Annotated in this window: 10 protein-coding genes and 2 pseudogenes; 9 read left to right on the top strand and 3 right to left on the bottom strand. The window is 64.0% G+C overall.

The annotated features are described in order from the left end of the window. Positions 1–129: 129 nt before the first annotated feature. Positions 130–5,334: an alpha-2-macroglobulin family protein gene (locus tag DL86_RS12535; RefSeq protein WP_036261946.1), complete on the top strand. Its 5,205-nt coding sequence runs from the start codon at positions 130–132 to the stop codon at positions 5,332–5,334. A gap of 59 nt (positions 5,335–5,393) precedes the next feature. After that, on the top strand, positions 5,394–7,478 hold the full coding sequence (gene pbpC / locus DL86_RS12530; protein ID WP_051953356.1) for a penicillin-binding protein 1C: 2,085 nt from the start codon (positions 5,394–5,396) through the stop codon (positions 7,476–7,478). 18 nt (positions 7,479–7,496) lie between these two features. Here the strand turns inward: pbpC and DL86_RS18770 are convergent, their stop codons facing one another. Next, entirely contained in the window at positions 7,497–9,170 is a 1,674-nt protein-coding gene (locus tag DL86_RS18770; RefSeq protein WP_051953335.1) for a hypothetical protein, read from the bottom strand. Between the two features lie 55 nt (positions 9,171–9,225). Further along, on the bottom strand, positions 9,226–10,521 hold the full coding sequence (locus tag DL86_RS12520; RefSeq protein WP_036261942.1) for an adenylosuccinate synthase: 1,296 nt from the start codon (positions 10,519–10,521) through the stop codon (positions 9,226–9,228). 513 nt (positions 10,522–11,034) lie between these two features. Here DL86_RS12520 and DL86_RS20500 point away from each other — a divergent pair. The 4 genes and pseudogenes from DL86_RS20500 to DL86_RS12505 all read left to right on the top strand — a co-directional run. Next, positions 11,035–11,253, top strand: a pseudogene (locus tag DL86_RS20500) (response regulator); the annotation flags it as partial. 123 nt (positions 11,254–11,376) lie between these two features. Then, positions 11,377–11,853: pseudogene (locus tag DL86_RS20495) on the top strand (adenylate/guanylate cyclase domain-containing protein); the annotation flags it as partial. Positions 11,854–12,217: 364 nt separating this feature from the next. Beyond that, the gene (gene rpmE, locus DL86_RS12510) at positions 12,218–12,448 is read left to right on the top strand and encodes a 50S ribosomal protein L31 (RefSeq protein ID WP_036261940.1); all 231 of its coding nucleotides are present in this window, start codon (positions 12,218–12,220) and stop codon (positions 12,446–12,448) included. A 101-nt stretch (positions 12,449–12,549) separates the two neighbouring features. Then, a complete protein-coding gene (locus tag DL86_RS12505; protein WP_036261939.1) occupies positions 12,550–13,068 on the top strand; it encodes a cupin domain-containing protein in 519 nt (172 codons plus the stop codon). A gap of 22 nt (positions 13,069–13,090) precedes the next feature. Here DL86_RS12505 and rcdA read toward each other — a convergent pair whose 3' ends face one another. Further along, positions 13,091–13,642 carry a protease adaptor protein RcdA gene (rcdA, locus tag DL86_RS12500; RefSeq protein ID WP_036262048.1) on the bottom strand — a complete coding sequence of 184 codons (552 nt, stop codon included), beginning with the start codon at positions 13,640–13,642 and terminating at the stop codon, positions 13,091–13,093. A 280-nt stretch (positions 13,643–13,922) separates the two neighbouring features. Between rcdA and DL86_RS12495 the strand changes: the two genes are divergently transcribed. From DL86_RS12495 to DL86_RS12485, 3 genes are all read left to right on the top strand, one after another. Further along, positions 13,923–14,681, top strand: coding sequence for a hypothetical protein (locus DL86_RS12495; protein WP_036261938.1), 759 nt, complete (start codon positions 13,923–13,925; stop codon positions 14,679–14,681). 213 nt (positions 14,682–14,894) lie between these two features. Next, positions 14,895–15,644 (top strand): electron transfer flavoprotein subunit beta/FixA family protein, encoded by a 750-nt coding sequence (locus tag DL86_RS12490; protein ID WP_036262046.1) that lies wholly within the window; start codon positions 14,895–14,897, stop codon positions 15,642–15,644. Then, entirely contained in the window at positions 15,644–16,588 is a 945-nt protein-coding gene (locus DL86_RS12485; RefSeq protein ID WP_036261936.1) for an electron transfer flavoprotein subunit alpha/FixB family protein, read from the top strand. The genes DL86_RS12490 and DL86_RS12485 overlap by 1 nt, the downstream gene beginning before the upstream one ends. Positions 16,589–16,638: the final 50 nt, after the last annotated feature.

Below are 16,638 nucleotides of genomic sequence, written 5' to 3'. Positions count from 1 at the left end.
GCGAAAGCTCGCCGCATCAAACTCCCAGAAAACGGCGCGATTCACCTTGACGAAAAAGTGGAATTGGCAAGACAGTAGCCTTGCAATGCCGCGTCGACGCGCCCAGCCGCCGGGGGGGGGGAGAGGCCAATGAAATCGATCCTTTTGATTGCGGCGCTGGCGCTGAGCTTCTGGACCTTTCCAGCGCAGGCGCAGAAGAGCTTCGTCGACGAAGCTCTCGCCAGCGACGCGATCCGGATCGAGGCGCAAGTTGCCAAGGACGCCGGCGCCCTGGCGCAGCGGCCTCTGGCTCAATTGCGCAAGGACGCCCAACAGGCGATCGGGCGCGGGGATCTTCAGGCCGCGCTCGCTTCGCTCGCCGCAATTGTTGCGCAGAACCCAAACGATCCGGGCGCCTGGCTCGCCTATTCGCGCGCGACGCTTGCGAGCGGGGACAGCTACGACCTGCGGCAGGCCGCGGCGAGCGCGGCCTATCTTGCCTATGCGCGCGCAAGCCGGGCCCAGGAGCAAGCCGCAGCGCTGGCCTGGCTTGGAGAAGTTTACGCCAAGCGAGAAATGTGGCGCCCCTCGCTCAACGCCCTGCGCGCCAGCCTCGATCTCGCCGAGGTCGCCGCCGTGCGAAAGCTCTATGACGACGAACGCGAAAAGCACGGGTTTCGCATCCTTGACTATAAGGTCGACAATGAATCGGCCTCGCCCCGCATATGTTTCCAATTTTCCGAGGCCTTGGCGCGCGGGACGGTGGATTTCGCGCCCTTTGTCGCGCTATCGGGCGCCGCCAACGGCGCGATCTCGACCGAAGAGCAACAGCTTTGCGTCGAAGGCCTCAAGCATGGCGAAAGCTACAGGATCGTGCTGCGCCAAGGCCTGCCGTCTTCCGTCGGCGAAGCGCTCCTGAAATCGGCCGATTATGACGTTTATGTCCGCGATCGCTCGCCGCAGGTTCACTTCACCGGCAAGAATTACGTGCTGCCGCGCGTCGGGCAGGAAGGCGTTCCGGTCGTTTCCGTCAACACCCAAAAAATCGCCGTGGAGGTCGTGCGGATCGGCGACCGCAATCTGTTGCCGACCGTTCGCTCCGAGGATTTCCTCGCCCAGCTCTCGTCCTACCGAATCAAGCAATATGTCGAAACCGACGGCGCCAAGATCTGGTCGGGGACTCTCGACGCCAGTCCGGAGCTCAATCGCGACGTAACCACCGCCTTTCCAGTATTGGAGGCAGTGGGGAAACTCGAGCCCGGCGTTTATGTCATGGTCGCCAGGCCGGCCGACGATCCTTTGGCGGCAAGCGGCGATGACGAAGAAGGCGGCGGGTCCGCCGCCACGCAATGGTTCATCGTCTCCGACCTCGGCCTGACCGCATTCAGCGCCAAGGACGGCATCCATGTCTTCGTCCGCTCCTTGGCGAGCGCCGCGCCTCTGGCCGCGACGGTGCGCCTCATCGCTCGCGACAATGAAATTCTGGCGTCCAAGAGCACGGACGCGGCGGGACATATCCATTTCGATCCCGGTTTTTCGCGCGGAACTGGAGGCCTCGCCCCCGGTCTGCTCGTGGCCGAGGACGGCAAAGGCGATTACGGCTTTCTCGACCTTGAACAGTCAGCTTTCGACCTCGCCGATCGAGGCGTCAAGGGGCGACCAGCGGCGGCGGCGCTCGACGCCCTCGTCTTCGCCGAGCGCGGCGTCTATCGGCCCGGCGAGACTGTTTTCATCACCGCGCTGCTCCGCGACGATAAGGGCGCGGCCCGCCCCGCCCTGCCGCTCACGCTGGTCGCCAAGCGCCCTGACGGGGTCGAATATAAGCGGGTCCAGGTCGAGGATCAGGGTGACGGCGGCCGCATATTGGCGCTGCCGCTTCTCCCCGGCTCCAGCACGGGAACCTGGCGCATCGAGGCCTTTGCCGATCCCAAGGCCCCGCCGGTGGGGCAGACGAGCATTCTCGTCGAGGATTATGTCCCCGAACGGCTTGACCTGACCCTGACGCCGGCGGCGAAGGCGGTGCGCGGCGGCGAATCGGTCGCGATCGCGGCCTCGGCCCGCTACCTCTATGGCGCGCCGGGCGGCAATCTCGAAATTACCGGCGAAGTCCAAATCCGCCCCGCCGAGGACGCCCGCCTTCCCGCTCTCGAGGGCTATGTCGCAGGGCTCCAAGACGAGGATTTCACGACGATCAGCAACGAGATCGAAAACAGCGCGACGACGGACGCAAAGGGCGCGGCGACGATCGAGGCGCCGATTCCCGAGGTCACCGCGCCGCGCCCGCTCGAAGCCAAAATTATCCTGCGCGCCGGCGAGCCAGGCGGCCGCGCGGTCGAACGCACGCTGGTCCTGCCGATCCTGCCTCAAGGCGGCCTGATCGGCGTGAAAAAGAATTTTGCTAATCTGACCGACGGCGCGGCGGCGACATTCGACGTTATCGCGCTCGGCGCCGATGGAGCCCGGGTGGCGCGCAAAGGCGTCGCCTGGTCGCTATACCGGATCAGCAATGATTATCAATGGTATCGCTCCGACGGCCGCTGGGGTTTCGAACGGGTGAAATCGTCGAAACGCATCGCCGATGGAAAAATCGACCTTGGCGTCGATGCGCCAGCGCGGATTTCGGCCGTGGTCGGTCTTGGCCAATACCGGCTCGATCTCGCCAGCGACAATGGCGCCGATGGGCCAACGAGCCTTCGCTTCGAAAGCGGCTGGTCGGGCGAGGCGAGCGCCGAGATGCCCGATCTTCTCGACGTCAGCATCGACAAAGGCAATTATAGACCGGGCGAGGAGTTGCGTTTGCGGATCGCCTCGCGCTTCAAGGGCGCGGCGACCGTGGCCATCGTCAGCGATCGCTTGAACGATCCGATCACCTTCGCCCTGAACGAAGGCGACGCGACCAAGACGATTCCCGTCTCGGCCGACTGGGGCGCCGGCGCCTATGTGGTGGCGCTGGCTCATCGCCCGCTCGATAAGGCCGCTCATCGGATGCCGGGACGCGCGATCGGCCTCGCCTGGTTTTCGATCGACGCCGAGGCCCATAAGATCGATGTCAAACTCGATGCGCCGGCCAAGGCGCGCCCGCGCATGCCTTTGACGATCCCGCTTGAAATCAAGGGCCTCGCAGCCGGCGAGGAAGCCAGGGTCACCTTGGCGGCGGTCGATGTCGGCATTCTCAACTTGACCCATTACGAAGCGCCGAATCCGCGCGACTATTTCTTCGGCCAGCGCCAGTTGGGCGCGGAAATTCGCGATCTCTATGGGTTTCTGATCGACGGAATGCAGGGCGTGCGCGGCGCGATCCGCTCTGGTGGCGACGCCGGCGCGGATCTGGGGAGCGAACGACCGACGCAGGAGCCCGTGGCGCTATTTTCGGGCATCGTCAAGGTCGGCCCCGATGGACGAGCGAAAGCAACCTTCGATCTGCCCGCCTTCAATGGATCCTTGCGGGTAATGGCGACCGCCTGGACCAAGACCAAGGTCGGCTCCGCCAGCGCCGAGGTGATCGTGCGCGACGCGGTCGTCGCGCAGGCAAGCGCGCCGCGCTTCCTCGCGCTCGGCGACCGTTCGCAATTCCACGTGCAACTCGACAATGTCGAAGGGCGGCCAGGAGATTACGCCCTCGATCTCGATCCGCAGGGCGGGATTTCGCTCGCGCCCGAGGCTTTGCATCGCAAGATCAAACTCGACGCCGGAGCGCGCAAGGCGATTGCGATTCCGGTGACCGCCGCAGCGATTGGCCCCGCCGCGATCGACCTCAAACTGAGCGGCCCCAGTCTCGACGCGCCGCAGACTCTCGCGCTCGCTGTTTTGCCGGGGACGTCGGAACTCTATCGCCGCACGGTGCGGACGCTGGCGCCCGCGACAAGCCTCACGATATCGAGCGATCTCATCGCCGATTTCGTCCCCGGCGCCGGCGCCGTTTCGGTCGCCGTCTCGCCCCTGACCGGCATCGACGTCCCCGCCCTTCTGCAAGCGCTTGACCGCTACCCTTACGGCTGTTCCGAGCAGATCGTCAGCCGCGCCCTGCCGCTGCTCTACGTGAACAAGCTCGCAAAGGCCGAGGCGCTCGGAATCGATCCCGATGTCGACGGCCGCGTTCGCGAGGCGATCGAGCGCGTGCTGGCGCGTCAGGATTCCAACGGCGCCTTCGGAGCCTGGTCGGCGAATGACGCCGACGACATGTGGCTGCACGCCTTCGTGACCGACTTCCTGACGCGCGCCCGCGAAAACCATTTTTCCGTGCCGCAAAAGCGATTCGATTCCGCCCTGGAGCGGCTTCGCAATCTGCTCGCCAATAGCAGCGATATCGACGCTGGCCAGGGCCCGTCGGTCGCTTATGCCGCCTATGTCCTGGCCCGCAATGGGCGCCCGGTAATGGGCGATCTGCGCTATCTCGCCGACGCCAAGATCGATCGGCTGGATACGCCGCTCGCCCGCGCCCAGCTCGCCGCGGCGCTCGCGCTCCTCGGCGATCGCGGCAGGGCGATGGCGGTTTTCGCCAAGGCGACCGACCGTTTGAGCACGATCGGCAATCCGCTCTATTCGAGCGCCGATTACGGCTCGCGCCTGCGCGATGGCGCCGGGCTTTTGGCGCTGGCGGTCGAGACTTCGATGCCCGCCGCCGAAATTTTTCGCGCCTCGAAGATTGTCGAGGACGCCCGCGCCAAGACCGGCCTCACCAACACCCAGGAAAATGCTTTCATGATTCTCGCCGCCGAAGCGCTCGCCGGCGAGGCGGAGGCCACCGCCTTGTCGATCGACGGCGCGCCGCACCAGGGCGCCTTCTACAAGACCTGGCGCGCCGCCGCCCTCGACAAGAAGAGCATTACGATCGTCAACAGAGGACAGGCGCCGGCGAAGATAACCGTGACCACATCGGGCCATCCGCTGATCCAGGAGCCCGCCGCGAGCCAAGGCTATCAAATCGAACGCGGCTATTTCACGCTTGCCGGCAAGAAGGTCGATCTTGGCGCGATCAAACAGAATGAGCGCATCGTCGTCACCTTGAAAGTCACGGAAAGCGAAGCCGCCTTCGCGCGGCTTCTCCTCGTCGATCATCTGCCGGCAGGGTTCGAGATCGACAATCCGGCGCTGTTCGAAGGCGGCTCCACGGAGGCGCTGGACTGGCTCAAGAAAACGGTCGAGCCGGTCCATGCCGAATATCGCGACGACCGTTTCGTGGCCGCCTTCGCGCGCGACGGGCATGACAAGGCGACCTTTAGCGTCGCCTATATCGCGCGCGCGGTGACGCCCGGGCATTACGTCCTGCCGCCGGCGACGATCGAGGACATGTATCGTCCAGAACGCTTCGGCCGCACCGCCTTTGGCGCGGTCGATATCGCGGGTTCGAAGTAATCAGCTGCAAGAGGATTGGGGTGAAAGCAGACCGGCGGTTCGCTTTTCTGGCCCTGGCGATGGCGCTCCTCGGCCTCGTCATTCCAGCGTGCTGGATTCGCTTCGTCAATTCTCTCGGTCCGTTCGATCTCGAACCGGCGCGCCAAGGATCGGCCATCGCCATCGACCGCAATGGGCGCCTGCTGCGGGCCTTCACGACGCCGGACGGGCGCTGGCGCCTCCCAATCACGGCGCGCGACGTCGATCCGCGATTCATCGCCATGCTGATCGCCTATGAGGACCGGCGCTTCGCTCGTCACGGCGGCGTTGATTTTCTCGCGCTGAGCCGGTCCGCCCTGCAATGGATCGGCCATGGCCGCATCGTTTCGGGCGGCTCGACTTTGACGATGCAGGTCGCCCGGCTGATCGAGCCGCGCGAAGAGCGGTCGCTGCCGGCGAAGCTTTTCCAAATCGTGCGGGCATTCGAGATCGAACGGCGGACAGGCAAGGCCGGCGTTATTGATCTTTATCTGGCGCTTGCGCCTTATGGCGGCAATCTCGAAGGCGTCAGGGCGGCGAGCCTCGCCTATTTCGGCAAGGAGCCGAGACGCCTTTCGATCGCCGAAGCGGCCCTGCTCGTCGCTTTGCCGCAATCGCCCGAAACGCGGCGGCCGGACCGCTATCCAGACGCCGCCCGCGCAGCCCGCGACCTTGTCCTCGACAGGGTTTTCGCGCGCGGCCTCATCAGCCTCGCGGAGCGCGACTTCGCCAAGCGCGAGCCGGCGCCGACCGAGCGGCGGGCGTTTCCGATGCTGGCCCCGCACGCCAGCGAGGCGGCGATCCGGCGCGCGCCGGGGTCGCGCATCCAACGCCTGACGATCGACGCTAAATTGCAAGCCTCGCTCGAAGCCCTGGCCCATGAGAACGCAGCGCGGCTCGGCCCTAAGCTTTCCGCCGCCATCCTCGTCATCGACAACGCCACCGGCGAGATTCGCGCTCATATCGGCGCCGCGGATTATCGGTCGCAAGACCGGGCTGGAGCGATCGACATGAGCGAGGCGATCCGCTCGCCCGGCTCGGCCTTAAAGCCGTTCATCTATGCGCTCGCTTTTGAAAATGGCCTCGCCCATCCCGAAACCCTGCTGGATGATCGGCCGCGCCGCTATGGCGCCTATGCGCCGGAAAATTTCGACCTCGCGTTCCAGGGCGCGGTCACGGCGCGGCGCGCGCTGCAATTGTCGCTAAATCTGCCGGCCGTCGAATTGCTGGCCGAAATCAGTCCGGCGCGGTTCATCGCCCGGCTGCGCAATGCTGGCGCAGAGATCGCGCTCCCGCGCGAGGGGGCGCCCGGCCTCGCGGTAGGTCTTGGCGGGGTTGGCATTACGTTGCGCGATCTCGCAATGCTCTATTGCGGGCTCGCCCGGGGCGGCGGCGCGCCGGCGCTGGTCGAGACCGAGGCTGAGGCGGCGATCGCGCCGGCCGAGCCGCGCGCGATCAGCGAGCCGGTCGCAAGCTGGTATGTCGCCGATATTCTGCGCGGCGCGCCGCCGCCTTTGAACGCGCCGGCCGGCCGGATCGCTTTCAAGACCGGAACCTCCTATGGCTATCGCGACGCCGTCGCGATCGGCTTCGACAAAGCCCATACGATCGCGGTCTGGCTCGGCCGGCCCGACAATGCCGCCGTTCCGGGCCTCATCGGCCGGCAAGCCGCGGCGCCCATGCTCTTCGACGCCTTCGCCCGGCTTGGCGCGGAGCACGAAGTCTTGCCCGCGCCGGCCAATGTTCTCGTCAGCCGGACCGCATCGCTTCCCCCTCCCCTGCGGCATTTGCGCAAGGACGCCCCAAAAACCTTCGCCGCCGCGGCCGCGCCGCGACTGAAAATCGCTTTCCCGCCCGAGGGCGCGCGCGTCGATCTTGGATTATCGCGCCAGGAGAGCAGAGACGGGAATCAGCCAACGTCGGGTTCCCCCCAGCTTTTAGCCCCGCTGGCCTTGAAGGCCGAAGGCGGATCGCCGCCTCTGACATGGATCGTCAATGGAGTTCCGGTGGGGGAGCCGACCCTGCGTCGGCAGGCGGCCTGGACGCCGGACGGCGCCGGCTTCGCCCGCGTGTCGGTCATGGATGCAAAAGGCGCGACCGATAGCGTGCTGGTGCGGCTCGAATAGGCCGGCTTACGCGCCGAGTTATTGCGCCTGCCAGGACGCCAAAGCGTCATCGAACGCGCGCTGCCCAGGAGGACCTTTCTCGAACGTCAACTTGGCGATGCGGCCATCGCTGAGCACCATCGGGACGTCGATCCACTCCCGCGAGCGCAAGAGATCGAGATTGGTCGCCTCGGCGGAGCCGCGGCTCAAGCCGACGAGAAAAGAGTTTTCCATGATCGGAACCGGAATGCCGCTAAGGGCGCTCCCGGTGGCGGTGTCCTCGCGGCGCATTTGCGGCACGTTGATCTGCTGGATATTGCCCAATGGACCGCCCGGCGGCACGACGAAACGCACATTCATGGTGTGCGAAGCCGGCAATGTGCTGTCCAAATTCTTCTGCAACATCACCACCGTCTGCAGCTTCTCCTCGGGAATCTCGATCTCGGCGCGGACCGCCATGCTCAGCGCCTCGCCAGGCCCATTGCTGACATTGTCGACATGCCAGACGACAGAGCCCAGAAAAGTCTTCACTTTGGATTGCTCCTCGGGCGCCGCCACAAGGAGGGCGGCGCGGAGGGCGGTGGAGATCGGAGGATTGCCGGGCTCCGTCCCGCGCTCCGCCCCGCTCCTGGCCACCGCCATGCGATTGGCCTCAGACCCCGCCTCTGCAGCCGGCGTCGAGGATGGCTCCGCAGCGGAGGAGCCAACGCCGATGCGTTCGACGATCTTGCCATTTGGGGCCGCCTCCGGCGCCGCCGGCGCCAAAGGCGCTTGTAGACGAGCAAGATCCTCCGGCCGGTCGCGGAATTGAAAGGCGGCGACGGCGACAAGCATGACCAAGAGGCCGACGACAACTCCGACGATCCACAGACGCTTGGGCGCAACGGCTTCTCGAGCCGGCTGCGGCGCAAGGGGGCGTTGCGCGTCCCGCCGCGATTTCACGGCGGAGTCGCGCGTCTCCCCGCTCGCGGCGCTTTGTTCTTCGGGGACCTGCGCCCATGCGTCTGTTGTTTGCGCGACTGACGGAGTTCCGCCGTCAAGGATGACAGGTCCTTGAGGGACCGCTTCCTGCGCGAAAGGGTCTGAAGCGAAAGAGTCGGGCGAGCTAATTCCAGCAGCGCCAAGACCTGGGGCGCCAAGACCTTCCGCTTCGGAAGCCTTCGCCGCAACATCGTTGCGGCTGAGGTTTTTGAGAGATCGACGCGGGCCGAACGGCGGAGCAGCGCCCGGCGCGCCGCCATTGGCTTCGTCAGTCGCCTTTGAGCCAGGCATTGGCGGAGCCGGCCCATCGCGCTGTGCTCTCAAGAGCAGCGAAGGCCGCACGGTTTTTGGCGCTGGCGCCGAGACCGGCAATGCGTCGGCTGTCTTAGGCTGGGACGGCTCTTGCGCCACTGGCGCCGGCCCAATCGGCTCCGAGGAATCCGAAGAGGACGTCGCGCCGGCCGGAGGCGGCATGGGCTCTTGCGGTGGCGGCGGCTCGGCTGCAATACCGGCTTCCGTCGTCGCAGCGAATTCGGCCTCCAGCTGAACGACCGCCGCTTCCAAGGCCTGGCCTTCGCGCTCTATATCCGACTCCGGAATTGGCGGATCGAGATTGCGCAACTGGCCGAAAAGCGCCTTGCGCGCCCGCTCATAGATGGCGTGGCGCGACTCAGGCGTCGAATTGGGCAGGCCCGCGACGGCCTTGGCGAGCAGCGGGTAATAGTCAGCCATTACGCGTTCAGAGCATTCCCAGGATCATCCGTCAATCCCGCGTGGAGTTATGACGTCAATCGCGGAAGGGATTATGAACGAGAATTGTGTCGGCGCGCTCCGGGCTCGTCGAGAGAAGCGCCACCGGCGCTTCGATCAGCTCCTCGATGCGCCGGACATATTTAATGGCCTGCGCCGGAAGCTCCGCCCAGGAGCGCGCTCCAGCGGTCGTGCCTTCCCAGCCCTCGATCGTCTCATAGATTGGCGCGACCCGAGCTTGCGCCGCCTGGCTCGCCGGCAATCTGTCGATCCGCGCGCCGTCGAGATGATAGCCGACGCAAACCTTGATCTCCTCGAATCCATCAAGAATATCGAGCTTGGTGAGCGCTATGCCGTCGATTCCGGAGGTTTTCACGGTCTGACGCACCAAGACCGAGTCGAACCAGCCGCAGCGCCGCCGTCTGCCGGTATTGGTGCCAAATTCATGGCCGCGATCGCCGATCCGCTCGCCGATCGCGTCCAGGAGCTCGGTCGGGAAAGGCCCGCCCCCGACGCGAGTCGTATAGGCCTTGGCGATGCCGAGCACATAGCCGATCGCCTTCGGGCCGAGGCCGGATCCCGTCGCGGCATTGGCGGCGACGGTGTTCGACGAAGTCACGAAAGGATAGGTACCATGATCGACGTCGAGCAGCGCGCCTTGCGCTCCTTCGAAGAGAATGCGCTTGCCGTCCCGCCGCGCAGTCTCGAGCAAATCCCAGGTCGCATCCATGAAGGGCAAGACGGCCGGCGCGACGCTATCGAGTTCCGCGCGAATGGCCTGCGCGCTGACCGGCTCAAGTCCAAGGCCGCGCCGCAGGGGATCATGATGGGCGAGCAGGCGGGCGATCTTCTGATCCAGCGAATCCGGCTCGGCGAGATCCATGAGGCGGATCGCGCGCCGGCCGACCTTGTCCTCATAGGCCGGACCGATGCCGCGCTTGGTGGTGCCGATCTTCAAGCCTTCGGTGGTGGAGGATTCGCGATGCGCGTCGAGTTCGCGATGCAGCGCCAGGATCAGCGTGACATTCTCGGCGATCTTCAAATTGGCTGGCGAAACGGCGACGCCTTGCGCCCCAAGTTTGGCGATTTCCTCGATAAGATGGCGCGGATCGAGCACGACGCCATTGCCAATGACCGAGAGCTTGCCCGGCCGCACGATGCCCGAGGGAAGCAGCGCCAGCTTATAGGTCTGATTGCCGATGACCAGCGTATGGCCGGCATTATGGCCACCCTGAAAGCGCACCACGATGTCGGCCTCGATCGACAGCCAATCGACGATCTTGCCTTTTCCTTCGTCGCCCCATTGGGCTCCGACCACCACCACATTCGCCATCGGTCCGTTTCGCTGCTCCGCGAATCCTTATGTTCATGACCCTATGCGGCCGAAAAGCCGCCAAAATAATCCCGGCGCATGCGCCGGGTCAGGCGGCGAGCGGTACACAATAGCGCCGTGCGAGTAAAGCTCGGCCTCGCGGCGCGCGCTTGCGCAAACACTCCGGCCATGGTTCTAGTCTAGTGTGCGCGTTTTTGGGGGCGCGGTTTCGCTGCTGCGGCTCGACGCCCCAAATGAACGGTCCAATCGAAAGGGAATGGCAAAGGATCTTAAAGGCTCGGCGCGTGTCGGGATTGAAAAAGTCGGCCAACCTTTTCAGCCACATGCTCCTGCGCCTAAATTAGGGGAGCCCCCTCAGGAATGGCGGCCCTTACGAAAAATCAATTTATGAATCGTGTGTCCGCGCGGATTGAACATTGAAAATAACACTCAGGCGCGCAATTTTAGTCTAAGCTGATTCTGCCGATTTTGGCGAGTTTTATGACCGATAGATGCCGGGAGTATTGAACCGGAATGACGGACACGGCGCACATCCTGATAGTCGATGACGAGCCGGGCATCCGCGAAGTCATCGAAAAATATCTGGTCTTGCATGGATTGACGGTGGCGCCTGCGGCGAGTGGAGGCGATTCGCGCCCTGGAGCGGGCGAGTCGGTTCCCCAGCTCCTGGTCGTGGATTTCGACCTGCCTGGCCAGGATGGCCTGACGCTGACGCGTTGGCTGCACGAACATGGCAATGTCGATACCGTCAAGATCCATACGGTGCTGCGACGCTTCAGCGGCAGCCCGCTCAGCCCACATTCGCGCTGGGCCCAGCGGCATTCGCGGCCGCTGACCCGGAAAATTGCCGCGATCATGGCGGCCGATGTCGCCTCCTACTCGCGGCTCGTCGCCGAAAACGAGGAGGAAACCCTGCATCTCCTCGCTGACTATCGCGAGGTCTTCGACGATTTCGTCGACCGCTACGGCGGGCGCGTCTTCAACGCCGCCGGCGATTCGGTCATGTCCGAGTTCAGTTCGGCGGTCGAGGCGACGCGCGCCGCGATCGATATCCAAGAAGCTTTGCGCACCCGCAATCTCTCGCATCCGCCGAACCGATGGCTCCAGTTCCGCATCGGCATTACCATTGCCGACGTTGTCGAACGCCAAGGAGAACTTCTCGGCGACGGAGTGAATCTCGCCGCGCGGCTCGAAAGCCTCGCCGAACCGGGCGGAATCTGCATTTCGCGCTCGGTGCATGAGGCGGTGGCTAATAAGGTCTCGGTGATGTTCCGCGACATCGGCGAGTGCGGGGTCAAAAACATCCCAACGCCGATCCATGCCTTTCTGGTCGAATGGCCAGAGACGGAGGCAAATCGCGCCTGAGGCGACCTTGTTCGGGTCCAGCCGGGCGGCTCGCGCAAACAATCCTTCGGCGATGTGGGACTCCGTTAGCTTAGTCCAAATCAGAACCTGCCCCCCGATCAGTTCCGCCGCCCTTGAGCGCTTCGCGATCAGATGGAATCATTTGATCGGGAAGGAATCGCTCAGATTCGACGGATCGAAACATGCTTCAGGAGGACGCTCCAAGGTCTAGCCGCGCCAGCCTTCGCTTGTCTCGTCGTGAAAGCTGCGTTATAGGGCGCGATCCCATTCAGCGGCTGGATTGCGCGCGCCGGCGCCGCATCGGCTATGAATTTCATAAGGACATTTGACGATGAAGGCCGATATTCATCCCCAATATCATCTGATCAAGGTTGTCATGACCGACGGCGCGGAATTCATGACCCGCTCGACCTATGGCGCCGAGGGCGACACGCTCAATCTCGACATCGATCCGAAGACCCACCCGGCCTGGACCGGGGGTTCCCAGCAATTGCTCGACCGCGGCGGCCGACTGTCCCGTTTCAATTCGCGCTTCGGCGGACTTTCCTTCGCCAAGAAATAGGCGCGCGGGACTCTTTGAGGTTCTGAAGGCTGCGCCGGCCGTTCTTTCGCCAGCCTTCGGAGCGCAGGTGAAACCGCGTCGCCTCACCGGAGCCGAAGGCCATGGCCAAGCTGACCGCCGACGAGATTTGCGCCCTGCTCCGTCTTGAGCCGAACGCCACCTGCGGCTTCGTCCGCGAGACCTATCGCAGCGCCCTGGCCATAGCGCCCGGCGGCCTATCGGAACCATTTGCCGATGGCCGGCCGCTCGGCTCGGCGCTCTATTTCCTGGTGACGCCGGAGGCGCCGGTAAAGCTGCACCGCATCAAAGACGATCAGCTCTATCATTATTATCTTGGCGACCCCCTTGAGGTCCTGATGCTGCGCGGCGATGGAAAGGCCGAGCATATCATCGTCGGACCGGATCTGCGCGCGGGCCAGCGGACGCAGCTCTTTATCCCCGGCCACACCTTCCACACCGCCCGCTTGGCCGGACGCGGCGGCTGGTTCTTGGGAGCCAGCGCCGAATGGCCCGGCGTGCTGCCGGTCGATGTGGAGTTGGGCGACGCCGACGCCTTGGCGGCGCAATATCCGCAGGTCGCCGCCAATATCCGCGCCTACCCTCGGCCGGCCTCGAAATAGGGCTCGCTCCGGACTCTGCGCATCACATCGCCGACGACCCCACGCGCGCAGCGCCGAATGCCGCCCGAAGCCGTTCGATCTGCCCTTCCACCGGACTTGGCGCCAAGACAGCTACGTCGCGCGGTCCGCGGGTCCGATAGATCTGCTCATCGAGATTAAGTATGCGCGCCTGCAGGCGCAGCGACAGTTCGACAAGTTCGCGGAGGCGAGGCGGCAATTCCTCCATCACGTCGGCGCTCGCGGCGGCCTGCTGCCGGGACAAATAAATTCGCCGCTTTTCGGCCGAGGCTTCGGCCCGGGTCAGTTCCCCTTCATTGACGGCGCGCTGGAGCAGGAGCCAGGAAGCAACCTGCATCAGCCGGGTCGTCAAGCGCATGCTTTCGACCGCATAGGCGAGCGCTGCGGCGCGCGGCAAAGCTCTCGCCTCCTCGCGACCGTCGCCATCGAGATACGCGGCGGCATCGCCGACAAGGTCCATGCCTTCCCGAAATAAGGTCAGGAACTGGTCGGAGGCCGCCAGCATCTCGCCGAACGAAACCGTTCCATCTTCCTTGAAAAATGACGTTTGCAACATGACGCGCCTTTTCATCCGAGGCCGCCGTCGCAGAGCTGCAGCGGCGATGATCGCCATCATAGCGCCAATTCGCCGGCAGGTGGGGGTTCAGCTTTCATTAGGCTTAACACAAGCGCCGCCGTGCGGACGATGCAGGCTCGCGCAGGGTTCGACCGGTAGAGGTCAAGAAGAAATCCCAGCGATCTCAAAAATCGTCCGGCCCACCGGCAAAGACGATGGCGGAAGATCGCTTCGCCCTCGGACGGCGTTGCCCGCCAAGCTTCGTTCAGCAGGAAAACCCATGACGCAAACCGCCGCCCGCCCAATGGTCTTCATCGCCACGCCATGCTTCGGCGGCCTGGTGTCGCAGCATTACATGCAATCGATCCTCGGCCTTATCCAGTTCGCCAGCCAAGCCGGGTTCGACGCGGCGCTCGCCCTCCTTGGCCATGACTCGCTGATTACGCGAAGCCGCAACACGCTTGTGACGCAATTTCTGAACACGCCGAGCGCAACCCATCTCCTCTTCATCGACGCGGACATCGCTTTCGAGGCGGAGCAGGTCCAGCGGATGCTCAGTTTCGATCGGGACTTCGTCGCCGGCATCTACCCCCTCAAGGTGATCGACTGGAGCGGCGCCGCGATCAGGCGGGCGGCGAGCGCCGGCGAGACCTTTCAGACCGCGCCGCTGCTCTATGTCGGGACCCTCTGCGCCGGCGGAGCGCTCGAACGCGAGGGCCGCTTCGCCACCGGCGTCTATTGCGGCGGCGGATTCATGATGCTCAAGCGTCGCGTTCTCGAACGCATGATAGCGGCCTATCCGGAAACCCGCTACCGAAGCGCGCACGCCTATTCCAACGCGACGGGCGACGCCAATTACGCGCTGTTCGACTGCATGATCGACAAAGAAACCAACGCCTATATCAGCGAGGATTTCGGGTTCTGCCAGAAATGGCGCGACATTGGCGGCAAGATCTGGCTCGATACCGAGGGAAGGCTCACCCACATCGGCGCGCACCATTTTCAAGGAGCGCCGCAGGCGCGTTACGGCGGCGCGTGAGGCCAACGCTCCAAACCGAAATCCTGGGCCCGGCCTTCATCAACCCAGCGGCGCTTTGTTGACTTGGCTTTCCCGCGCTATTACCTAGAGCGCATCCATCTGATCGGGAAACGCTCTAGGCGAGGCGGCGTTTTCCAGGCGAGATAGCTTTGGCTCGCCACCTTGTTTTCGCGCCAGCGCCCGCTGGAAGGCGGAGCCACCAAGAGCTTTTCCATGAAAATTCTCGTGCCCGTGAAACGGGTGGTCGATTACAATGTTAAGATCCGGGTGAAGCCGGACGGCTCCGGCGTCGACCTCGCCAATGTCAAAATGTCGATGAATCCATTCGACGAAATCGCGGTCGAAGAGGCCCTTCGCATCAAGGAGGCGGGCAAGGCTGCGGAGGTCATCGTAGTTTCGATCGGGCCGGCGCAGGCGGCTGAAACCATCCGGAGCGCGCTCTCGATGAGCGCCGATCGCGGCATTCTCGTCAAGGTGGAGCAAGCTGTCGAACCCTTGGCCGTCGCCAAAATTTTGCACGCGATCGCCATAGCCGAACAGCCGGGGCTGATCATTCTCGGCAAGCAGGCGATCGACGATGATTGCAACCAGGCAGGACAAATGCTGGCCGCGCTTCTGGGCTGGGGCCAAGGCGCCTTCGCCTCGAAGGTCGTCATCGGCGATGGAACCGTCGACGTGACGCGAGAGGTCGATGGCGGGCTGCAGACTCTCACTCTCAAACTGCCTGCGATCGTGACGACGGATCTGCGCCTCAACGAGCCCCGTTACGCCTCGCTTCCAAACATCATGAAGGCGAAAAAGAAAACCATCGAGGAGAAGTCGCCAGCCGATTTCGGGGTCGATGTCGCGCCGCGCCTCAAAATTCTCAAGACCGTGGAGCCCGCCTCGCGCAAGGCCGGCGTCAGGGTCGGATCGGCCGCCGAACTTGTCGCCAAGCTCAAAGACGAAGCGGGAGTGATCTGATGACGGTCTTGGTTCTCGCCGAGATTCAAAATGGCCAGCTGAACGAGGCGACAGCCAAGACCCTCTCCGCAGCCAAGGCGCTCGGGGAGCCGGTTCATATCCTCGCCGCCGGCCAGGGCATCCAAGCCGCGGTCGACGCCGCCGCCAAGCTCGCAGGGGTCGAAAAAGTGCTGGCGGCCGATGACCCGCTCTATGCGCATCAGCTTGCCGAGCCGCTCGCGGCTCTCATCACGCATCTGGCGGAAGGCTATTCCGCGATCCTTTCGGCATCGACCTCGACCGCGAAAAACGTGATGCCGAGAGTTGCCGCCGCGCTCGACGTGATGCAGATTTCCGAGATCATCAAAGTCATCGCCGCGGACATTTTCGAGCGTCCGATCTATGCCGGCAATGCGATCCAAACCGTGCAATCGACCGACCGAAAGAGAGTGATAACCGTCCGCACCGCGGCGTTTCAGGCCACCGGCGAAGGCGGCGCCGCGACCGTCGAGAAAATTGCTTCCGTCGCGGGGCCGGATGTCTCGAGCTTCAAGGAAGAAGCTCTCGCCAAAACCGACCGGCCCGAGCTCGCATCGGCCAAGATCATCATTTCGGGCGGCCGAGGGATGCAAAACGCCGAAAATTTCACCGCCTTGATCGAGCCTGTCGCCGATAGGCTCGGCGCTGCTATGGGGGCCTCGCGCGCGGCGGTGGACGCTGGCTATGCGCCCAATGATTGGCAGGTGGGCCAGACCGGCAAGATTGTGGCCCCCGATCTCTATATCGCCGTCGGCATTTCCGGCGCGATCCAGCATCTCGCCGGGATGAAGGATTCGAAGGTCATCGTCGCCATCAACAAGGACGAGGAAGCGCCGATTTTTCAGATCGCCGATTATGGTCTTGTCGGCGATCTGTTTGCGGTCTTGCCGGCGTTGAACGAAGAATTGGCCAAGATCGAACGCTAGAGCATGTTCCGAAAAAGTTGATCGATTTTTTCGATAAGAACATGCTCCAA

The sequence above is a fragment of the Methylocapsa aurea genome, assembly GCF_000746085.1.
GTDB lineage: Bacteria > Pseudomonadota > Alphaproteobacteria > Rhizobiales > Beijerinckiaceae > Methylocapsa > Methylocapsa aurea.
This window is presented reverse-complemented; position numbering and strand designations above follow the sequence as displayed.